Annotated in this window: 22 protein-coding genes; 11 read left to right on the top strand and 11 right to left on the bottom strand. The window is 66.5% G+C overall.

Features of this window, described 5'->3' with window-relative positions; all coding sequences use genetic code 11:
- The first annotated feature begins 32 nt into the window (after positions 1–32).
- Positions 33–437, top strand: a complete 405-nt coding sequence (locus ACLJRM_RS21230; RefSeq protein WP_410600969.1) for a hypothetical protein — start codon at positions 33–35, stop codon at positions 435–437.
- On the opposite strand, the gene ACLJRM_RS21235 is transcribed toward ACLJRM_RS21230, so the two are convergent.
- Entirely contained in the window at positions 415–969 is a 555-nt protein-coding gene (locus ACLJRM_RS21235) for a hypothetical protein (RefSeq protein ID WP_410664062.1), read from the bottom strand. The genes ACLJRM_RS21230 and ACLJRM_RS21235 overlap by 23 nt on opposite strands.
- A 22-nt stretch (positions 970–991) precedes the next feature.
- A complete protein-coding gene (locus tag ACLJRM_RS21240; RefSeq protein WP_410664063.1) occupies positions 992–1,747 on the bottom strand; it encodes a serine/threonine protein kinase in 756 nt (251 codons plus the stop codon).
- 124 nt (positions 1,748–1,871) lie between these two features.
- Between ACLJRM_RS21240 and ACLJRM_RS21245 the strand changes: the two genes are divergently transcribed.
- The 3 genes from ACLJRM_RS21245 (at position 1,872) to ACLJRM_RS21255 (ending at position 5,004) form a co-directional block, all read left to right on the top strand.
- On the top strand, positions 1,872–3,227 hold the full coding sequence (locus ACLJRM_RS21245) for an MFS transporter (RefSeq protein ID WP_410664064.1): 1,356 nt from the start codon (positions 1,872–1,874) through the stop codon (positions 3,225–3,227).
- A 163-nt stretch (positions 3,228–3,390) separates the two neighbouring features.
- A complete protein-coding gene (locus ACLJRM_RS21250; RefSeq protein WP_410664065.1) occupies positions 3,391–4,638 on the top strand; it encodes a DUF222 domain-containing protein in 1,248 nt (415 codons plus the stop codon).
- Between the two features lie 105 nt (positions 4,639–4,743).
- Positions 4,744–5,004, top strand: a complete 261-nt coding sequence (locus ACLJRM_RS21255) for a hypothetical protein (protein WP_410664066.1) — start codon at positions 4,744–4,746, stop codon at positions 5,002–5,004.
- Positions 5,005–5,339: 335 nt separating this feature from the next.
- Here ACLJRM_RS21255 and ACLJRM_RS21260 read toward each other — a convergent pair whose 3' ends face one another.
- The 6 genes from ACLJRM_RS21260 to ACLJRM_RS21285 are packed head-to-tail and all read right to left on the bottom strand — an operon-like array spanning position 5,340 to position 11,673.
- On the bottom strand, positions 5,340–6,113 hold the full coding sequence (locus ACLJRM_RS21260; protein WP_410664067.1) for an HpcH/HpaI aldolase family protein: 774 nt from the start codon (positions 6,111–6,113) through the stop codon (positions 5,340–5,342).
- Complete coding sequence (gene hpaH, locus ACLJRM_RS21265) at positions 6,098–6,883, bottom strand: 2-oxo-hept-4-ene-1,7-dioate hydratase (RefSeq protein WP_410664068.1); 786 nt, start codon at positions 6,881–6,883, stop codon at positions 6,098–6,100. Before hpaH ends, ACLJRM_RS21260 begins: the two co-directional genes overlap by 16 nt.
- Positions 6,884–6,892: 9 nt before the next feature.
- Positions 6,893–7,987 (bottom strand): 3,4-dihydroxyphenylacetate 2,3-dioxygenase, encoded by a 1,095-nt coding sequence (gene hpaD / locus ACLJRM_RS21270; protein WP_174720415.1) that lies wholly within the window; start codon positions 7,985–7,987, stop codon positions 6,893–6,895.
- Positions 7,988–8,016: 29 nt separating this feature from the next.
- On the bottom strand, positions 8,017–9,522 hold the full coding sequence (hpaE, locus tag ACLJRM_RS21275; protein WP_410664069.1) for a 5-carboxymethyl-2-hydroxymuconate semialdehyde dehydrogenase: 1,506 nt from the start codon (positions 9,520–9,522) through the stop codon (positions 8,017–8,019).
- Positions 9,523–9,535: 13 nt separating this feature from the next.
- A complete protein-coding gene (locus ACLJRM_RS21280; RefSeq protein WP_101608211.1) occupies positions 9,536–10,207 on the bottom strand; it encodes a GntR family transcriptional regulator in 672 nt (223 codons plus the stop codon).
- Positions 10,189–11,673 carry a fumarylacetoacetate hydrolase family protein gene (locus ACLJRM_RS21285; RefSeq protein ID WP_410664070.1) on the bottom strand — a complete coding sequence of 495 codons (1,485 nt, stop codon included), beginning with the start codon at positions 11,671–11,673 and terminating at the stop codon, positions 10,189–10,191. Before ACLJRM_RS21285 ends, ACLJRM_RS21280 begins: the two co-directional genes overlap by 19 nt.
- Positions 11,674–11,822: 149 nt before the next feature.
- On the opposite strand from ACLJRM_RS21285, the gene ACLJRM_RS21290 reads away from it, so the two are divergent.
- The gene (locus tag ACLJRM_RS21290) at positions 11,823–13,196 is read left to right on the top strand and encodes an MFS transporter (RefSeq protein WP_101608209.1); all 1,374 of its coding nucleotides are present in this window, start codon (positions 11,823–11,825) and stop codon (positions 13,194–13,196) included.
- Between the two features lie 17 nt (positions 13,197–13,213).
- Here the strand turns inward: ACLJRM_RS21290 and ACLJRM_RS21295 are convergent, their stop codons facing one another.
- A complete protein-coding gene (locus ACLJRM_RS21295; RefSeq protein WP_101608208.1) occupies positions 13,214–13,903 on the bottom strand; it encodes an IclR family transcriptional regulator in 690 nt (229 codons plus the stop codon).
- A gap of 70 nt (positions 13,904–13,973) precedes the next feature.
- Here ACLJRM_RS21295 and ACLJRM_RS21300 point away from each other — a divergent pair, with 70 nt between their 5' ends.
- From ACLJRM_RS21300 to ACLJRM_RS21325, 6 genes are all read left to right on the top strand, one after another.
- The gene (locus ACLJRM_RS21300) at positions 13,974–14,504 is read left to right on the top strand and encodes a flavin reductase family protein (protein ID WP_410600979.1); all 531 of its coding nucleotides are present in this window, start codon (positions 13,974–13,976) and stop codon (positions 14,502–14,504) included.
- A 27-nt stretch (positions 14,505–14,531) separates the two neighbouring features.
- Entirely contained in the window at positions 14,532–15,992 is a 1,461-nt protein-coding gene (gene hpaB, locus ACLJRM_RS21305; RefSeq protein WP_410664071.1) for a 4-hydroxyphenylacetate 3-monooxygenase, oxygenase component, read from the top strand.
- A gap of 311 nt (positions 15,993–16,303) precedes the next feature.
- Positions 16,304–17,008 carry an HIT domain-containing protein gene (locus tag ACLJRM_RS21310; protein WP_146044327.1) on the top strand — a complete coding sequence of 235 codons (705 nt, stop codon included), beginning with the start codon at positions 16,304–16,306 and terminating at the stop codon, positions 17,006–17,008.
- Positions 17,001–18,056, top strand: a complete 1,056-nt coding sequence (gene thiL / locus ACLJRM_RS21315; protein ID WP_410664072.1) for a thiamine-phosphate kinase — start codon at positions 17,001–17,003, stop codon at positions 18,054–18,056. Before ACLJRM_RS21310 ends, thiL begins: the two co-directional genes overlap by 8 nt.
- Complete coding sequence (locus tag ACLJRM_RS21320; RefSeq protein WP_410664073.1) at positions 18,053–18,820, top strand: hypothetical protein; 768 nt, start codon at positions 18,053–18,055, stop codon at positions 18,818–18,820. The genes thiL and ACLJRM_RS21320 overlap by 4 nt, the downstream gene beginning before the upstream one ends.
- On the top strand, positions 18,811–19,440 hold the full coding sequence (locus ACLJRM_RS21325; protein ID WP_410664074.1) for a class I SAM-dependent methyltransferase: 630 nt from the start codon (positions 18,811–18,813) through the stop codon (positions 19,438–19,440). The genes ACLJRM_RS21320 and ACLJRM_RS21325 overlap by 10 nt, the downstream gene beginning before the upstream one ends.
- A gap of 37 nt (positions 19,441–19,477) precedes the next feature.
- On the opposite strand, the gene ACLJRM_RS21330 is transcribed toward ACLJRM_RS21325, so the two are convergent.
- Together ACLJRM_RS21330 and cmk are read right to left on the bottom strand one after the other, a co-directional pair.
- Positions 19,478–19,894: an HIT family protein gene (locus ACLJRM_RS21330; protein WP_410664075.1), complete on the bottom strand. Its 417-nt coding sequence runs from the start codon at positions 19,892–19,894 to the stop codon at positions 19,478–19,480.
- Positions 19,895–19,992: 98 nt separating this feature from the next.
- A complete protein-coding gene (cmk, locus tag ACLJRM_RS21335; RefSeq protein WP_410664076.1) occupies positions 19,993–20,637 on the bottom strand; it encodes a (d)CMP kinase in 645 nt (214 codons plus the stop codon).
- Between the last annotated feature and the right edge of the window lie 163 nt (positions 20,638–20,800).

Consider the following 20,800-nt stretch of genomic DNA (forward strand, 5'->3'; position numbering starts at 1 on the left):
CTTGATCTTCGACTGCGAGGGAGACTGAATTCATGGCGGAATGGGCCGATCTGGTCGCGTTCGTAAGGCACGAATACCGGGTGGTAAAGGACGAACCGGACGAAATCCGCATCCGGTTGTCCTACGGCGACGACGATTACGAAGAGCGCGCTCAAACGGTCGTCATCGCGCGGGAGATCTTCGACCGCCGCGAGGACTGGGTGCAGATCGCGACGCCGTTCGCGCGGCTCGACGAGGTCGACCTGGCGACCGTGCTGACCGAGATCGGCAACACGATCGTCGTCGGAGGACTGGTGATCATGGGCGAACACCTGGTGCTGCGCCATTCCCTGCCGCTGGTGAACCTCGACATCAACGAGTTCACCGACCCGCTCGAACTCGTCGCGGGCTCGGCGGAGCTGCTGGAGCAGCAGTTCACCGGACGCGACGATTACTGAGCCTGACGACCTCTTCGAAGGACGTCACGCGTTCGCACTCCTCTTCGGTGAGCTTGTTGATCGCCGCCCGGCACGCCTGCGCTTGGGGCGTGCCGGGCAGTTCACCCTCGAGGAGCCCCGGAAGGCCGAGTTCGAAACCACAGCGGGCACGGACTCCGTAGCGATGCCGGGAGCGGGCGACGGCGGTGGCGACGCGGAGCCCGTGCTCGGTACCCGGCGGTGTCGCGGGCCTGTCGATTTCGATGGCCGCGAACCGGAAACCGTCGGCCTGGGCGCAGTTTCCGCAGTTCGTGGGACCCGCGCCGAGCTCGCCGCCGCATTCGGCGCACGACAGCCGGATGAGAGCGGCGTCGACCACCCGCCATTCGAACGCGGAGGTGTCGGCGACGACCATTTCGGCGAGGTCGGTTTCCTCTTTCGTCCCGGCGGCGACGCCGTATTCAGCGAGGAACAGCCGCCAGCGATCCTCGATGCTCGCCTCTACGGCGACCAAGGCCTCGGCGGGGCGGCCGCCGCGCGGGAGAGCGGTCATGGCAGGACCCTAACCGCGATCGCTACTTCCCACGGACAAGGGTGTCGGCGTCGATGCAGAGGTGGCCGTCGCAGGGAACGACCGTCAGTTCGTGGGTTTCGAGAGAGGCGCGGCCGTCGCGGTAGTGCAGTGTGACGCGGACCCGGACGGTCGTCGCGGAAGTGGCCGACGCGCTGTGGACGTCCACAGCGCTGATCCTGCCCCAATGGGCTTCGTAATCGGTCAGGCCGCGGCGCTGGAGGTTCGGTCCGATGAGCGGCCAGCCCGCCCGGGTGTCCGGCATCAAGCGGTAGTAGCCGGTGACGAACTCGGTGATGTCCTCGTTCACGACGGGCCGGGGCACGGTGGAAGTCGTGGTGGGGACGGGAAGCGTGGTGGTGGTCGACGAGGGCGGGGGCGCCGGGCGCGGTTCGGTCGCGGCGGGAAGCGGGGTTCCGGCGGTCTGGATGGAACCCGCGAAGTGGACACCCACGAAAATGGCCGCCAGCAGGGAACCCGAGACGCCCAGGATCAGGAACACCAGCCAGACGTTGACCTGTGAATGCTGGACGTTGTAGACGTTCGTCGTGGTCGAGGCTTTCGAGCCACTGCCATCACGGCGGGTCATGACCTGGGAGATGGCGCTGACGATCCCGGTCGCGAGGGTGAACGCGACGACGAAACCCCAGGCCAGGAAACTGGTCTTGAGGTCGGTCGCGAAATTGATCGCGGTGCCGAGGGCGGCGGCGATGAAGGCGCCGAGCAAAGACCAGAACCACACAGAACCCGCCCGGTTCAAGATCGTCTCCCTCGCAGCTCGCCGAAACCGTCGGCTTACAACTCGTGGGGCGGACTGGCCTTGTTACGACGGACGGGGTCTGTGGCTCTATCGTGATTGGTATGCACGTACTGGGGGAGCGGTGGTGACTTCGTCCAAATGGGGTGGCCTCGTCGCCCTGCTCGCAGGATTCTTCGTGCTCCTGCTGGACACGACGATCGTCGCGGTGGCGAGTCCGAGCATCCAGGCCGATCTCGGCGGGGACGTCGCCGCGCTGTTCTGGGTGACAGCGGGATACTTGCTCGCGTTTTCGGTTCCGTTGCTGGTCGCCGGGCGACTCGGTGACCTCTTCGATCCGAAGCGCGTCTATCTGTTCGGCATGGCGGGCTTCGCCGTCGCCTCCGCGCTGTGCGGGCTCGCGACCTCGATCGGATGGCTCATCGCCTTCAGGATCCTGCAAGGCCTGGCCGCGGCCGCGATGTCCCCGCAGCCGCTCACGCTGATCCGGCGGCTCTTCGCCGAAGACGAGCGCGGCCGCGCCTTCGGTATCTGGGGCTCTGTCGCGGCCGCCGCCACCTTGCTCGGCCCCATTCTGGGCGGATTGCTGACGGCGAGCCTCGATTGGCGCTGGATCTTCTGGGTCAACGTGCCCCTCTGCGCCATCGCCGTCGTCATGGGGATTCGCCTGATTCCGGGTAGTCGCGGAGGCGTCGCGCGTTTCGACCTCGTCGGTGCCGTGCTGAGCACAGCAGGTCTGAGCCTTCTCGTGTGGGCACTGCTGTCCTGGAACTCCCTTTCGCTGCCCATGACCGTCCTCGCCGTTGCCCTGCTCATCGGTTTCTATTTCCGGGAACGCAGCGAAGGAGCCGACGCGCTCGCGCCACTGTGGCTCTACCGCTCATCCGGATACCTGTCGGCGAGCCTCGCGATGGCGTCCCTCGGCGCGACGGTCCTCGCGATGGCACTGCCCACCATGCTCTACATCCAAGAGGCGCGCGGTTTCGGACCGATCGAAGCGGCGATGGTCCTGGCACCGGACGCCGTCGTCGCGATCCTGTTGTCGCCACCGGCCGGCCGCTGGGTCGACCGGGTGGGAGGACGTCGGCCGGCCATCCTCGGCATGAGCCTGCTTCTGGTGAGCCTGGTGCTGATAGGCGTTGTGGTCGTCCTGGAGCTGAACCCCTGGTGGATCACGGTCGGTGCGGCGCTTTTGGGCGCCGCCAACGCGATGGCTTGGTCGCCGCTGTCCGCCATCGCGATGGCGTCCGTGGCACCGGGCGCGGCGGGCGGTGCGTCGGGTCTGTTCAACACGGTGAGGCAGGTGGGCGCGGTCGCGGGGGTCGCGGTGACCGGCGCGGTTCTGGCGGGTCTCGGGGCGTGGCCCACGGTGGCGTTCGGTGTCGTGTTCGGATTCATCAGTCTGGTCGCGGTGGGCGGGGTTGTTGCGGCGCTTCGGCTCCCGGCGAATCCGCGGGTGGGGGAGCTGGTCGTCGAAGGGTGAGGCGCCGCGGGAGGGCGTCGGTACAGGTGGTCGTGAGTGGCGATAGGTGCTCGCGCCAAGTAATCGGTCGATTTCGTCGAATCACTCGTCAGTGGGTAAATGCGCGTTTTGTTGTTGCGTAAAAGTACGAACACCTGTTCGATAGATTTGGTATTATGGAGAGGTGTCCGAGACCTTTGTTCCCGAGTTGCCGCAGGAGTTGTGGCGCGCTGGCAAGCTGGAGCTTGCCCATGGCGTGCAGCAGTTCTTGCAGGTGATGCGGGTCGCCTCCGCCGGGTTGGGGCGGTATCTGGCGGAGGTCGAGTCTCGGGGTGTCAAGGATTTGTTCGGGTATGGGACGACGGTGGCGTGGTTCGCCGATATCGCCGGACTGAGCCAGGGTGAAGCGCGGCCGTACGTGAATCGCGCAATCGATCTGAACCCCACACGGGCCCTGGATGGAACGGAGGTCCCGGCTTTCGCACCCGCCACCAGTGTGGCGGCGGCCGACGGTGCGATCGGCGAGGAACGGATCAAGCAGATCGTGGAGATCCTCCGGAAGATCCCCGCCGAGATATCGGTGGAGGATCGGGAGCACGCGGAGACAACCCTCGCCGACCTCGCCCGGAAGGCCGGACCCCAGCAGATATCGGACCTCGGAGACCAACTGCTGGGCTGGCTCGACCCCGACGGCAAAGAACCCAAAGACCCCGAACCGAAGCAGCCTCGTCGCGAGCTGACCTTGGAACGCCGCAAAGACGGCTACTGGAAACTGAACGGCCTCGTCGACGACGAGACCGGGGCCCGCACCGCCGCCGCCCTCGAAGCTCACGCCACACCCCGTCCGATCGACGAGTTCGGCCAAGCGGACCTGCGGACCAAGGCCGAACGCCAGGGCGACGCCTGGGCCGAGCTCGTGGACCTCGCGATCGCGTGCCCGGATCAGCCCGGGACCAGCGGCTACCGGACGTTGATCCACGTCACCATCGGCCTCGACGAACTGAAGACCGGTCTGGGCACGGCGTGCGTGGACTTCGTTGGAAAGATGACGGCCCGCGAGGCACGGATGGCGGCCTGCGACTGCCTCATGCTCCCCGTCGTGCTCAACGCCGCCGGTGAGCCCCTGGACGTGGGACGACTGAGACGGTTCGTCACCCCCGGCCAACGCCGCGCTTTGAACATCCGTGATCGGGGGTGTGCGTTCCCCGGGTGTCATCGGCGGCCGAAGAACTGCCACGCCCACCACATTCACCACTGGGCAGACGGCGGACCCACCGACCTCCGCAACCTCGTGCTGCTCTGCGGCTTTCACCACCGGCTGATCCATCACGGTGATTGGGAAGTCCGCATGGCGGCTGACGGGTTACCGGAGTTCATCCCGCCGCAGTATTTGGATCCGTTACGACGATCCCGGCGTAATACCCGTGTGTGACCCGAGGAGCCCGCCCGCCACACCGGCGACGGGCCCCTCGGCACGCCCACACCTTCAGAACCGTTCGAACCCGACGCTCCGGCCACCCCGTCTAGCATCATCAGCGTGATCAAGGACCAGCCAGGCGAGATTCAGCCAGGTGACATTTACGAGGACTGCGCGTTTCACCCGGTGCTCTGCACCTACATCGACGACGGCGATGAGATCGGCGGTATTTCCCTCATCGACGCGAGCACGCCGCGGGCGTGCTCGCTCAGCGGCTGCGGCGTCATCAAACTGTCCATCGCCGACGTGGTCGCGGCACGAGCCGACTGGCCCGCTTACCTGGCCCGCCGCAAAGCCGATTTCGAAGCCGAAAGCGGGTAGCAATCACGGAGACCCTCGCTCGGCGCTGGGTCGAGGGTTTCGTGAGTGGCGATTCGTGTTCTATTGAGGGGTAGGGCAAAGGTGGCGTTGTGGCTGAACCGAAGGTGAGCGAGGGCGTGACTCGCGTGATCAGAGACGGATCTCGCGTGATCAGACGCCGAACTCCGTGAGTGTCGCCCGTTCACGCGAGATCCGGCTTCAATCACCCGTGATCCGTCTCTGATCACGGGTGATCGCCGCCCGATCACACGTGAGCGCCCATCCCGCCTGAACACTACACGTTCGACTTTCCCCTCAATAACCCTCTTTGCCACCCACGACCAACGCCACCCGACTCACCCCGAATGCTGCCGCGCCAGGGCCTCCGAACCCTGCGCCAGCAAGGAAACATCCGCACCGACCAGCACGAACGAAGCGCCGGCGTCGAGGTAGCGCCGCGCCTGCGCGGGGTCGAACGCGTTGACCCCGACCGGCTTACCCTGCGCCCGGACTGATTCGAACGTGCCCAGGACGGCCGCCGTGACGTCTGCGTGCGTCTGCTGTCCGAGCAGCCCCATCGAGGCGGCCAGATCGGACGGTCCGACGAACACGCCGTCGACGCCGTCGACAGCGGCGATCTCGGCGGCGGCCGCGACACCCGCCGTGGACTCGATCTGGACGAACAACGACGTGAAATCGTCGGCGTTCGTCAGGTAGCCCTCGACTCGGTTCCAGCGTGCGGAGCGTGAGAGAGCACTGCCGACACCGCGCACGCCTCGCGGCGGATACCGCACTGCCCGGACGACGGCCTCCGCCTCGTCCGCGCTGTCGACCATCGGCACGAGAAGGTTCTGCGCGCCCAGGTCGAGCAGGCGTTTCAGCGCGACCGCGTCGCCGGACGGGGCGCGCACCATCGGGGTGATGGGGTACGCGGCGATCGTCTGCAGCAACGACTGCACCGTCTCCAGCCCGACGGGGGAGTGCTCGGTGTCGACCAGCAGCCAGTCGAGCCCGGAGCCCGCGCAGATCTCCGCGACGACCGGGCTGCCCGACGTGACCCACATGCCGATCTGCGGCCGCGTGGCCTCGGCCAGCCGCTCCCGGAACGTGGGGGCTAGACGAAGCGGCATGTGATCGCCCCCAGGTCCCGGTAGTCGGCGGTCACGGTGTCGCCGGGGTGCACCCACATCGGCCGGGTGAACGATCCGGCCAGCACGATGTCACCCGGGTCGAGTTTGTCGCCGTGCTGCGCGAGTTTGTTCGCCAGCCAGGCGACACCGTTCGCGGGATGGTTCAGCACCGCGGCGGCGACGCCGGACTCTTCGATGGTTTCGTTGCGGTACAGCAGTGCCGAGACCCAGCGGAGGTCGACGGCGTCCACAGCGACCGGGTTGCCGCCGTAGACCATCCCGCCCATGGCCGCGTTGTCGCTGATCGTGTCCACGATCGTCCGTCCCGCCATTTCGATGCGCGAGGACAGGATCTCCAGCGCGGGTACGACGTACTCGGTCGCGCGCAGGACGTCGAACACCGTGGCGTCCGGACCGGAAAGCGAGTCACGGAGCACGAAGGCCAGTTCGACTTCGATGCGCACGTTCGAGAACCGGCCGTGCTCGATCACGGAGCCGTTCTCGAACACCATGTCCGCGAAAATGGCGCCGTAGTCCGGTTCGGTGATCCCGGTGGCGGCCTGCATGACCTTCGACGTGAGCCCGATCTTGCGGCCGACCGGACGGCGCCCCGCTTCGATGCCCCGGCGCCGCCACTCGTTCTGCACGGCGTAGGAGTCCTCGACGGTCATGTCCGGATAGCGCGCCGTCAGCAGCGGAATCGTCTCGCGGGCCGCTTCGGCGGCCGCCAGTTCGTCGGCGATCGCGGTGATGGTTTCCTGTTCGAGCATGATCCCGCCTCAGAGCTGGTTGCCGAGTTTGTACTCGCCTTGTTTCCAGGCAGGCAGTTCCCCGTCGTCGTCACCCTTGCGGGTGTAGGAGAAGCCGTCCGCGCCGATGGTGACCGCCAGTTCGCTCTCCTCGGTCCTCGCGACCACCGGCTGCGGTTTGCCGTCGAGGTCGAGCACCAGCGACGCGTCGGTGTACCAGGACGGGACCACCGGCGTGCCCCACCAGTCGCGGCGCTGGTTGTCGTGCACGTCCCAGGTGACGACCGGGTTGTCGGGGTCGCCGGTGTAGTAGTCCTGCGTGTAGATCTCGACGCGGTGCCCGTCCGGGTCGCGCAGGTAGAGATAGAACGCGTTCGAGACGCCGTGCCTGCCGGGGCCGCGTTCGATGTGGTCCGACATCCGCAGCGAGCCGAGTTTGTCGCAAATGGACAGGATGTTGTGCTTCTCGTGCGTGGCGAACGCGACGTGGTGCATCCGCGGTCCGTCACCACCGGTCATCGCGGTGTCGTGCACGGTCGGCTTGCGGCGCATCCAGGCCGCGTAGGTGACGCCCTGATCGTCCTGGATGTCCTCGGTGACACGGAAATTGAGGTCTTCCATGTGCTTCACCGCGAGCGGGACGTCCGGGGTGACCTGGTTGAAGTGGTCGAGCCGCACCAGTGCGCCCGGCAGGTGCAGGTCGTAGCGCCAGCCGAGCCGCTCGACGTGCTGGACGTCGTGGAAGAACTCGATCGGGAAGCCGAGCGGGTCCTGCACGCGTACTGAGTCGCCGATGCCCTTGGTGTAGCCGTCTTCGCGGCGTTCGACGCGGCAGCCCAGCTCCGTGTAGAACGCGACGGCCTTGTCCAGGTCCTCGGGAGACCGGACCCGGTAGGAGAAGGCCGCGACCGCGGCGACCGGGCCTTGGCGCAGCACGAGGTTGTGGTGGATGAACTCGTCGATCGTGCGGAGGCTGACCGTGGTGTCGTCTTCTTCGGTCACCGTCAGGCCGAGGACGTCGGCGTAGAACGCGCGCGAGCGGGCCAGATCGGTGACGACGAGCTCCATGTACGCGCAGCGCAGGACGTCCGGCGGTGGCGACGACGGCGTGGGGATCGGGTTCATGACAGCATCCTTTGTGGACGGAGGAACGGTCAGCGCTTGCCGAAGGCGGGGTTGTGCACCTCGCCGAGATTGATGTGCACCGCCTGCTGGTCGGTGTAGAAGTCGATCGAGCGGTAGCCGCCCTCGTGGCCCAGCCCGGACGCCTTGACGCCACCGAACGGCGTGCGCAGGTCACGGACGTTGTTCGAGTTGAGCCACGCCATCCCGGCCTCGACGGACTGCGCGAAGTTGTGCGCCCGCTTGAGGTCGTTGGTCCAGACGTAGGCCGCGAGCCCGTACTTCGTGTTGTTCGCGAGTTCGAGCGCCTCTTCTTCGCTGTCGAACGGCGTGATCGCGACGACCGGGCCGAAGATCTCCTCCTGGAAGATCCGGGCGTCCGGTTTGACGTCGGCGAACACCGTCGGCGCCACGTAGTTCCCGGCCGGGAAACCGTCCGGACGGCCGCCACCGGCGACCAGCCTGCCTTCGGTCTTCCCGATCTCGATGTACTTCATGACCTTGTCGTAGTGCTCGGGGTGCACCAGCGCGCCGACCTCGGTCGCCGGGTCGCTCGGGTCGCCCACGACCACGCGCTTGGCCTGCGCGGCGTAGCGTTCGACGAACTCGTCGTAGATCGCGCGCTCGACCAGGATCCGGCTGCCCGCGGTGCAGCGTTCGCCGTTGAGCGAGAACACGCCGAAGATCGTCGCGTCGATCGCGGTCTCCAGATCGGCGTCGGCGAAGACGATGGCGGGCGACTTGCCGCCCAGCTCCATCGACAGTCCTTTGAGGAACGGCGCTGCGTTCCCGAAGATCAGGCTGCCGGTGCCGCTCTCGCCGGTGAACGAGATCAGCGGGACGTCCGGATGCTTCACCAGCGCGTCGCCGGCGTCCTCGCCGAAACCGTTGACGAGGTTGAACACGCCCGGGGGCAGCCCGGCCTCCTCGAAGATCTCCGCCCACAGCGACGCCGAAAGCGGGGTGAACTCGGCGGGCTTGAGCACCACGGTGTTCCCGGTCGCCAGCGCGGGGGCGAGTTTCCACGACTCGAGCATGAACGGCGTGTTCCACGGCGTGATCAGCCCGGCGACACCGATCGGCTTGCGGTTGACGTAGTTGACCTGGCGGCCGGGCACCTTGTAGGTGTCGTCGGCCTGCGCGACGATCAGATCGGCGAAGAACCGGAAGTTCTCCGCGGCCCGTCGGGCCTGGCCCAGCGCCTGCGAGATCGGCAGCCCCGAGTCGAAACTCTCCAGCGCGGCCAGCCGCTTGTCCCGCGATTCGACGAGATCGGCGATGCGGTTCAGCACCCGGGATCGCTCGCGCGGAACCAGTTTCGGCCACGGTCCCTCGGTGAACGCCTTCCGCGCGGCGGCGACGGCGCGATCGATGTCGGCCTTCTTGCCCGCGGCGGCCCGCACGTAGACCTCGTTGGTCACCGGGTCGAGCACGTCGAAGACGGCGCCGTCGGCCGAATCGACGAGCTCGCCGCCGATGTAGTGCCGGATCCGCTCCGGGACACCGTCCGGGATCGGCCGGGGAGTCGTGGTGGTCAAAAGTCCTCCTCAGTCAGCGGTTCGCGCGCTCTCGAGCGTCCAAAAAGGCCTGCATGGTGGCCCAGCGGTGATTGCGCGCGGCGAATTCGATGTCGAGCGGGTCGGCCTTCTCGGAGATCAGCCGGAGGATCTGTTCGTGCTCTTCGACCGACCGGTGCGCGCGGTCGGGGACGAAGGCGAAGGTCGAGTCGCGCAGTCCGGACAGCCGTGTCCAGCCCTGGTGCACGAGTTCGAGGATCTGCGGGTTGGGGCAGCATTCGAAGAGCAGCGAGTGGAACTGCTGGTTCAGCGCGGTGAACTCGTGCGCGTCGAAGTGGTCGAGCAGGGCGATCATCCGCTCGTTCACCCGGCGTGCCTTCGCGATGTCCTCTTCGGACAGTCCCGGCGCGGACAGCGCGGTGGCGACTCCTTCGACCACGCCGAGGGTCTGCATGGCGTGGACGTATTCGTTCTGGTCCACCATGGCCACGCGCGCGCCGACGTTGCGCTCGAAGGTCACCAGCCGTTCGGCCTCCAGCCGCCGGATCGCCTCGCGCACCGGGACGACACTCATGTCGAGCGCGCCGGCGATCTCGGCGAGGACGAGCCGGTAGCCGGGTCCGTACTCGTGCCGGGCGATCCGCTCACGCAGCCACTCGTAGGCGAGTTCGGACTTGCTGGCCGTCTTCACTGCTTCTTCTGCCATGCCTCATACCTTTCCCGCCACAACGGGTTCAGCGGGAAGAGCCCCTCGATCGCGCGGCCCTTGCCGACCTGCTCCGCGATCCACGCGTCCTCGTCCTCCTGGACGAGCGTCGCGTCGACGATCTCTTCGGCCAGGTTCGGCGGGATGACGACCACCCCGTCGTCGTCGCCGACGATGATGTCGCCGGGCAGCACGGTGGCCCCGCCGCAGGCGACCGCGACGTCGGTGTCCCACGGTACGTGTTTGCGGCCGAGGACCGCCGGATGCGCGCCCTGCGAGAACACCGGGAGGCCGGTCGCGGCGACGGCGTCGAAGTCGCGGACGCCGCCGTCGGTGACCACCCCGGCGGCGCCGAGATACCGCGCCCGCAGCGCCAGGATGTCCCCGAGCGTCCCGGAACCCCGGTCACCCCGGGCCTCGATGACGATGACCTCGCCGTTGCCGACGGAGTCGAAGAGGCGTTTCTGCGCGTTGTAGCCGCCGCCGTGGGACTTGAAGAGGTCCTCGCGGTTCGGGACGAAACGCAAGGTCCTCGCCGTGCCGACGATCTTCGAGCCAGGCAGGTTGGGACGCACGCCGTCGATCGCGACGTTGTTCAGCCCGCGCTTGCGCAGCTGAGCCGACAAGCCGGCGACAGGTGCGCGCAGGAGCTTGGCGCGAAGCTCTTCGCCGAGAGCGGGCGCGTCCTGTGGGACCGGTTCGTTCGAGGGAGTGCCCCAGGCTTCGGCGCGCTGCTTGTCGTCGACCTCGGGAAGGCTGCCGATGTCCGAAAAGGACCGGATTCCCTGGGAGACGGTGGTGTGGAGCCGTCCGCTGCTGGCGGAAGTGCCGGGAACGTCGACCTCGACCACGACCACGTCACCGGGGGAGACCACGGTGGAACCGGCGGGGGTCCCGGTGAGGATGACGTCGCCGGGTTCGAGCGTGAAGTGCTGGGAGAGGTCGGAAACGAACTGCCGCAACGGGAAGATCAGCCCGGCCGTGGTGTCTTCCTGCACGAGGTCGCCGTTCACCCAGGTGCGGATGCGCAGTGACGACGGGTCGACGTCGCGCGCGTCGATGAGACCGGGGCCGAGCGGGGTGTAGCCGTCGCCGCCCTTGGACCGGACGTTGGAGCCCTTGTCCGCGGTGCGCAGGTCGTAGAGGCCGAAGTCGTTCGCGGCGGTGACCGCGGCGACGTGGTCCCACGCCTTGTCCGGTTTGACCCAGCGGGCCGTGGTGCCGATGACCAGGGCGATCTCGCCCTCGAAGGCCAGCAGTTCGGTCCCCGCCGGGCGTTCGACCGTGCCCCCGGACGTGCCGAGCGAGCTCGACGGCTTGAAGAAGTACGACGGGTTCGCCGGACGCCGCCCGCGCTGCTCGGCCCGTGACGCGTAGCTGAGATGGACGGCGATGATCTTGCCCGGCCGGGTGCCCAGCGGACCGGACCCGCGTCCGGAGGGCGCCGTTGCCTCGTAAGTGTCCATGTTTCCCTGAACTCCTCGACCCTTGCTTCGTATCTAATAACGTATATGATTCCGTGCCACAGTGGCAAGGCGGTCACCGAGTGGCCTTCGCCTCGCCCGGGATCCCAGCGGGCCGCCACTCGCGTCAGGCCTACGTCAAAGGAGCCAAAGTGTCGAATCCAGCGCAGGATGAGCGCACCTCCGGCCGGACCGCCTCACCGCCCTCCGACCGGCGCCGGGTCGCGTTCGCGACCGTCGTCGGCACCACCGTCGAGTGGTACGACTTCTTCGTTTACGCGTCCGCGGCCGGTCTCGTCTTCGGAAAGCTGTTCTTCTCCGGTCTCGGGGCGAACAGCACCCTCGTCTCCTTCGCCACCGTGGGCGTGAGCTTCCTGTTCCGCCCGCTCGGTGCCTTCCTCGCCGGGCACTTCGGCGACAAGTACGGCCGCCGCGTCGTCCTGGTGCTCACCCTGATCCTGATGGGCGCCGCGACCACGCTGATCGGCGTGCTCCCGACGTTCGACCAGATCGGTGTCCTCGCGCCGGTCCTGCTGATCCTGCTGCGGATCCTGCAGGGAGTTTCGGCGGGCGGTGAATGGGGCGGCGCCGTGCTGATGGCCGTCGAGCACGCCCCGCCGAACCGGCGGGGACTCTTCGGCGCGTCGCCGCAGATCGGTGTCCCGCTCGGCCTCCTGCTTGCCTCCGGCGTCCTGGCGCTGACCAGCCTGCTCGTTCCCGGGCAGGCGTTCCTCGACTGGGGCTGGCGGATCCCGTTCCTGCTCAGCGTCGGGCTGATCCTGGTCGGTCACTACGTCCGGCGCCGTGTCGAGGAGAGTCCGGTCTTCCGGGAGATCGCCGAACGCCGTGAGCGGACCCGGACCCCGATCGTCCAGCTGTTCCGCAAGCATTCGGTGCTCGTCCTGGTGGCCGCGCTGGTGTTCGCGGGCAACAACGCCGTCGGCTACATGACCACCGGCGGCTACATCCAGAACTACGCGACCAACCCGAAGGGGCCGATCGGACTCGACCGCGGTCCGGTGCTGTGGGCGGTGACCGCGTCGGCGGCGACCTGGCTGCTCTCCACGTGGGCGGCGGGCGCGGTCTCCGACCGGATCGGCAGGCGGCGTACCTACGTGATGGGCTGGATCGCGCAACTCGCCGGCGTCGCGGTCCTCTTTCCCTTGGTGGACACCGGGAACGTCGTGCTGCTGGCACTGGGGCTGATCATTCTCAGCATCGGTCTCGGGTTCACCTACGGCCAGCAGGCCGCGTTCTACGCGGAACTGTTCCCCGCGTCGATCCGGTTCTCCGGTGTCTCCATCTCCTACGCGCTCGGCGCGATCCTCGGTGGCGCGTTCGCACCGACGATCGCCACCGCGCTGGTCGGCGCGACCGGGACGTCGATGTCCGTGGCCCTCTACCTGGCGGGAATGACTGTCGTCGGTCTCATCGCCACGTTGCTGCTGCGTGACCGCTCGGGGATTCCGCTCGGGCCGGACCACGAAGCCGAGCAGGCGGTCAGCCCGCTTCGCTTCGGCAAGTGATCAGTCGTCCGTGACGCTCACCCGCCAAGAGCGTCACGGACGGCCTTCGCCGCCGCCTTGAGCCGCTCCGCGAGCTCGGCGGGGGTGCGCGCGCTGGACAGGTAGACGACCGCGAGCGCCGCCGGGTCGTGACCGCGCAGGGGGAGCGGCACCGCGACCGCGCTGAGGTTCTCGATCACTTCGCCATGGCTGTCCGCGTAGCCGCGGGCGGCCACTTCCCGTATTTCCTCCGGCCAATCCTCCGATGGGAGCTGGGAAAGGATCGCCCGGCCGGGGGCGCCGACGGTGAACGGATGCCTGGACCCCGGGCGCTGCGCGACGGACGCGACAGCGTGCCGGGGTTCCACGCTGACCAGGGTCACGCACTCTTCGCGGTCCATCACCGCCACGAAACACGTCATGCCGAGCTCGTTCGCGACCGCCGTCAGCTCGGGCAGAGCCGCGGCTTGGAGATCGTGTTTGATCCCCGCCGCGAGCGCGGCCAGCCGCGCGCCGAGTTCGTACTTCCCAGCGGGCTCCCGGGTGAGGAGCCCGTGGTCCTCGAGCGTGCGGATGAGCCGGTACGCGATCGACCGGTGGACGCCGAGCCGTTCGGCGATTTGATCGACGCTGAGCGCTTCCTGCGCGTCGGCAAGTACTTCGAGGACACGGATGCCGCGGCTGAGCGTTTGGGACGAGCTCGCGGTCTTGCGGGAGTCCGAAACCATCGTATACGATCCATTTCGATAGTTGAACTAGCTGTTCGATTATAGAACAGAATCGGCAGGGTTGCCCATGATGTCACGCGAGACCAGTTTTTCGCCGGGGTCGAATCTCTATCGGCCTCCCGCGCAGTTCTTTCGAGGCTGTCTCGGCCGCTTCGCGACGGGGGTCGCGGTGGTGACCTTCGACGCCGTGACGAAACGGCACGGCCTGACGGTGAACTCCTTCACCGCCGTCTCGATGGATCCGCCGCTCGTGCTCGTTTCCATCCAGCGCACGGTGAAGAGCCACGACCTGCTCGAAGGCCGCCCGTTCGCGGTCAACGTCCTCGGCGCGGAACAAGAGGCGCTCGCGATGAACTTCGCCGGCCGCCCGAGTGCCGAAGGCGCGCCGGTGTGGGTCGAAGGCGGGAACGCGCCACGGCTCGCCGGCGTCCTCAGCTGGTTCGACTGCACGCCGTGGGCCGCCTACGACGGCGGCGACCACACACTTTTCCTCGGTGAAGTGCGGGAGTTCGACTACCGCTCCGGCGACGCGCTCGGCTTCGTCGACGGGCGGTTCTCGACCATCCACGAATCCGCGCAAGGCCACGAATCCCTGTTCTGACAACGACGTCCCGAGAAGGAGCACGACATGGGAGCCCGCACCGGACAGCAGTACCTCGACAAGCTCAACGCGATGACGCCGGAGCTGTACGTCGACGGCGAGAAGGTGACCTCGAAGGTCGCCGAGCACGCCGCGTTCCGGAACAACGCGCTGACCTACGCGAAGCTGTTCGACCTCCAGCACGATCCGGCGCACCGCGACGTCCTCACCTACGAGTCGCCGACCACGGGGGAGCGGGTCGGCGCCTCGTTCCTGGTGCCGCGGACCGAGGAGGACCTCAAGCGCCGCCGCGCCGCGTTTTCCGTGTGGGCTCAGTACTCCAACGGTTTCCTCGGCCGCACCGGCGACTACATGAACTCGTCGCTCACCGCGCTTTCGACCGCGAAGAAGTTCTTCTCCCAGGCCGACCCCGTCTTCGGCGAGCGCATCGAGAAGTACTACGAGATGGCGCGCGAGAACGATCTCCTCGCGACGCACACGCTGATCCCGCCGCAGGTCAATCGTTCGGTGTCCGGGAGTCAGCAGGGCGGCGGAAACCTTTCGGCGAAGGTGGTCGAGGAGCGGGAGGACGGCATCGTCGTCCGCGGCGCCCGGATGCTCGCCACCATCGCCCCGATCGCCGACGAACTCCTCGTGTTCCCGTCCACCGTCCTGCGCGGCACCCCCGAGGACGCCCCGTACTCCTACGCCTTCGCCGTCCCGAACGACGCGCCCGGGCTGAAGTACTTCTGCCGCGCCGGACTCCACCACGGCCGCTCGCACTTCGACGAGCCGCTCGCGTCCCGGTTCGAGGAGATGGACGCGGTCGTCGTGTTCGACGACGTGTTCGTCCCGAACGACCGGGTCTTCCTGCTCGGGCACCCGGAACTGTGCAACGCCTGGTACGCCGAGACCGGCGCGGGCGCGCTGATGACCCACCAGGTCGTCACCCGCACGCTGGCCAAGACCGAGTTCTACCTCGGCCTCGCCAGCGAGATCGCCGCCGCGATCGGCATCGGCGGGTTCCAGCACATCCAGCAGGACCTCTCGGAGCTGATCTCCTACGTCGAGATCGAGAAGGCCGTGCTGCGCGCGGCCGAGGCCGACGGCGCGCTCAGCGAGGACGGCGTCTTCCTGCCCAAGTGGGAAGTCCTCAACGCCGCCCGGAACTGGTACCCCACCAAGGTCTCGCCGCGGCTGACCGAGATCATCCGCAAGTTCTCGGCGTCCGGCCTAATGGCACTACCGGGTGAATCGGACTTCGACGCGGAGGGCCGCCCGGACATCGACACCTACCTGCAGTCGGCCACCCTGCCCGCCAAGGACCGCGCGCGACTGTTCAAGCTCGCGTTCGACGCGTCGGTCTCGAGCTTCGCCGGGCGGGAGTCGTTGTACGAGTACTTCTTCTTCGGCGACCCGGTGCGGATGGCGGGTGCCCAGGTGAACGCGTACCCGCGGGAGGCGCTGCAGGAGCGGGTGCGCGAACTTTTGACGCGGGAAGGGCGGTAGGTACGGATTTCGCCGACGACCGGATATTCGTGCGTGATTCCGCCGAAATCGGCGGAGAGGTAAGCGGATCGCGATAATCGGAAAAGCGCCCGTCGTCCACCGGTCGGCGGACGCTTTCCGTTCGCTCGTACGGCAGGCTGTTTCTGGTCACGATGTGTCCTGCATTTGTCCAAACGACGCCATCACAAATCGATGCTCAGGTTGCGACGTTCGAGTTAATCTCCCCAATGACCGTTCAGGTTGGCCATATCGGTGCGCAAAAATCCAGGTGCCCTGATCGACGATGGCCAGGACGAGCGGCAGGGGGAGACGTGATCGAAACCATGCAGTGCGCGGGTGCGGATTTCTGCGAAGAGCTCTCAGGCTCCCACGACACCTCCTTCACCCGATTCTACGAAGGTGATCCACCGTCCCGCCTAATATGTTCAACGGAAAACCTGACACTGTTGGCTGATATGTCACCGCTCGTCCTCGGTCATCTCCTGTTGCTTCCGTCGAATCACTACCTGTCGTTCGCTCAGGTACTTTCACTCCACGACGCGGAGGTGCGAGATTTTCTCGCCGACTTCGTTCCCCTGTATCGGAAGACCTTCGGTGAGCCGTTGATCTTGGAGCACGGGTCGAGCGTCGGCCAGGACAGCCACGCCTGCATAACACACGCGCATCTGCACTTTCTCCCCGTCGACGGCGACCTCGTGGACGATCTCCTGATCGGAGACGCCCTCACCTATCGGGATCTGGGTTCTTTCGATGAACTCGCGCTGCCACCATGGCCTTCCTCCGCCTATTTCCTTCGTGTGTACCGAGACGAATGCCGGGTCTATCGGCCCACCGGAGATCAGAAAAGACAGTATCTGCGTTCGGTCGTCGGTGCGGTATTGGCGATCGAAGACCCGGAATGGGATTACGCGGTGGTGATGCGGAAAGCGGATCTCCGCGAAACCATGCGTAAGGTGGGGAACTGGCCGGGAAAGCTCGGGGAGACCGTCGATGTGGGGACGGCCCGTGGTGAGTGAGAAATTCTCGGACGAACCGACTCGTCTGGCCGAGACGATCGTTCCGCTGTTCGCGAGCCAGGCGGAAGAGTTCGTTCCGGTCTCGTCCCCGGATGGCGGCAGGGTGAACTTGACCACGGGCGCCGACGCGCAGGACGACTGCGCCGTCTTCCGGCTGGCGGGGAGTCAGGACCTCGTGGTGGGTAGCGACTACGTCCGCGGTCCGAAGTTCAGGTTGTACGAGATGGGACACCTCGACGAATACGACCTCGGATACTTCCTGGTGGCGGCGAATCTGAGCGACATCGCGGCGATGGGCGCGAAACCGATCGGCCTGCTTTCGGTCGTCCGGTATCCCGCCGATATGGACGATGCCCTGTTCGGTTTCGTCATGAAGGGCATCCGTGACGCGTGTGCCGCCTTCGGCTGTCTCAATGTCGGCGGTGACATCGGCGGAGCGGAACGCCTGATCCTCTCGGCGTCGGCGCTGGGGGTGTGCCGGGCGGGTGGCGCGTTGCTGAGGTCCGGGGCGAAACCCGGCGACATCGTGTGCCTCACCGCTCCGACCGGACCCGCCGGGGCCGCGATGGCCTATCTGCGAGGGGACACTCCGGACCTGGTCATCGACAGTCTGCTTCCGTCGCTGCTTGCCAACTGGAAGCGGCCGGTGGCGAGGATCGACGAGGGAGTCGCGCTCGGCGCCAGTGGAATGGTCACGAGCTGCCAGGACACTTCGGACGGGTTGAAGGCCACCTTGCTGAGCATCGCCGAGCTGAGCGGTGTCGGGATCGCCGTCGAGCAGCGGGCGATCCCCGTTCCCAAGGCGGTCGCCGCCGTGGCAGCCCACGTGGGTGTGGAGCCACTGAGCCTGGTCATGGGGGACTCGGTCGACTTCGAACTCGTTTTCACGGTGCCCGCCCGCCAGGTTGACGACCTTGCCGAATCGCTGGACTTTCACCGGATCGGAGTCGTCACCGAGGAACGAGAGGTGGTCCTGATCGGCGGGGGCGGCACTCGTACGGCGTTGCCCGGTAAGGCCTGGCGGCACCAGGCCGACGGAAAGGCATGAGCCGGCTGACGGCCAAGACCGCGGACAAGACGATTCTGCTGTCGGCGACCTTGTTCCTGGCGGGCAAGGCCTACAACGTGCCCTCCAAGACCTTCTGGGACGACGTCCTGAACGGTCGGCCGTACCTGCTTCTGACTTTCCTCGTGGTGGCAGGGGTTTTCGGCGCCTTCACGCCTTTCGAGAGCTGGCGGCGGCGCTCGTTCGTGGACCGGAACGTGATGATGCGACGCCGGGTCCTGTCCACCTTCGGCAGACTGCTCGAGATCAGTGCGGAAATCGATCCTCACTTGGACACGGGAGACCTGGCCCTGCACGTGTGGCGTAGAAGGCGAACGCTACGGCATCCGGTGCACGGTGTGCTGAAGCGACTCTCCTCCTATCGGATGTCGTCCTACCCGGCGACTCGGGCGTTCTCTCCGACACGCGGCGTCGGGGCGGTGGGGCTGTGCTGGCAACTCGATCGCGAAGTGTCGATCGACGTCAAAGCGTTGGTCGAAAGCCTCGATAGCGAGGCGAAGTTCGACGACCATGTGGATCGGCACGGGGCTGAGACGGTGATGAACCTGACGTGGGACGAGTTCAAGGATTTCAACCATCGAACCGCGCTCTTCGTCACACCGATCAGGAGCGGGCGCAACAAATTCGTGGGGTGCGTCAGCGTCGACAGCAGCGGTGGTTACAGCGTGCTCAACGAGAGGGAACTGTTCGAGGAGATGACCAATCTGGGCATGGCCATCGGCCGCGAGGACTTCGAATGCACCTGACCGACGAGGAGTTGCGCGCACTCGTGTCGAGGACACGCCGCACTTACGACGAGAGCGCCGCGAGCTACATCCGGACCACCGGCACCCTCGACAAGTTTCCCGGCCTCGATCGCGAACTGGATCGGTTCTTCGAGGCCCTGCCCGGAAATTTGGTGCTGGACGTCGGTTGCGGGGCCGGACGCGACACCGAGTACTTGATCGAACGAGGTGCGGTCGTGGTGGCGAGCGACGTCAGCGGGGAGATGCTGCGCCACACCCGGGGCAGATGCGCGGTCTTCGGCGCGGTGCAGTGCGATCTCGTGGCCTTACCCCTGGCGGCCGGGGTGTTCGATGGTGTCTGGGCCTGTGCGAGCGTGCTGCATTTGCCGAGTGTGACGCATCTCGCCACCTTCGCCGAGATTCATCGAGTTCTCGCGCCTGGAGGTGTTGCCGGGATCAGTCTCAAGGCCGGGACGGGCGAAGGCTGGGTACACGACGATCGGATGTCGTCCCCGCGGTGGTTTTCGTTGCGCAGTCCCGACGCCGTGGTCGAGGAACTGGTCGCTGCCGGCTTCGGATCGGTTCGCGTCTCGCCGAGTGGCAGGGGCACGTGGTTCGTCGTCGAGGCGGTGAAGGCCTGATGTCGTGGGTCGCCCATTCGCCTACGAGTGGCGAAACCTAGGAAAGCCACTCATCGGGGCTCGTCCCGGGAAGGACGTGACGAATGCCGCCACGAGGATCCTCGACGTCGCCGTCGTAACGGGGGATCAGGTGGAGGTGGAGGTGATCGACCGTCCGGCCCGCGGCTCGTCCTTCGTTCACCCCGATGGTGTAGCCGTCAGGCTGGAGTTCGTCTTCGAGTCGCTGCTTCGCCCGCTTGATCAGGACATAGACTTCGGCGTACTCGCTCGGCGTCAGTTCGAAGTAGGACTCAACGTGTCTTTTCGGGACGACTTCGGCATGACCCTTGGCGGCGGGGTAGTTGTCCCAGCGGACGTAGACTTCTTCGCCTTCGAACATCAGCTCATTGACGTCGGGATCATGAATCTGGCAGAAGAGGCATTTGCCGGTGGGCGGCTCGGCTTCGCTTCCCATCGCCGGCTCTATCATTGATACCCCTTGTCATTGATCGATCACTTGAAGTCATACCAGTGGTCAACTTAGCTTCGTCGCAGACAAAGCAGAGCGTACTCTCACGATCGAATGACCTCTAACCCTCGATCGCGACACGCCGTGGACATTCGGCTCATCACCTGCTCGATCGTGAGATTCGTCGTGTCGATCCTGATCGCGTCCTCGGCCGCTACGAGTGGAGACACGGTCCGGTTCATATCGGCGTCGTCTCGGCGAATCACGTCCTTGAGCACGTTCTCGTAAGTGCCCGCCCGTTCCTGGCGCACTCGACGCATCGCCCGGACCTCGGGTGAAGCGGTCAAGTAGAACTTCACCAACGCCGCAGGGAAGATGGTGGTGCCGATGTCGCGTCCCTCGATGACGCACTGTGTCTGACTTTCGGCCCACAGCCTGATGAGGCTGGTGACCCGTCGGCGGACATCCGCGATCTTGGCGACGGCCGACACGGCGACATTGACCGGGGTCTCACGCAGCTTGTCCGACGCGTAGCGCTCGGACGTCAGCAGGCCAGCCGAGCGGCTCTCCAAGATCAGCCGGTCACAGAGCCAGGTGATCTCCCGGGCGTCGTCCACGGGGATTTCACGCTGAAGGGCTTCGAAGGCGATGATGCGATAGGTCCGGCCGCTCTCGAGATAACGGAGGCCGAAGGTTCGCGCCAGCGCCAAACAGGTGGTGGTCTTGCCCGCGGCCGCCGGTCCGTCCACCGCGATGACCGTGCCGGCACCGTGTTCAGGCATGTCTATTCCTTGGCTGGATTGGCAATCGCCGGAGCTGGATCGAAATGAACAGGGCGCAGACGCTACCACGGGAAGAGCCGGGCTGTGGCGCCATGTCGAGTACCTGCCGGAGCAGCGAGAACATGAATTT

The organism is Amycolatopsis sp. lyj-84 (assembly GCF_046549075.1).
In the GTDB taxonomy this organism is placed as follows: Bacteria; Actinomycetota; Actinomycetes; order Mycobacteriales; family Pseudonocardiaceae; genus Amycolatopsis.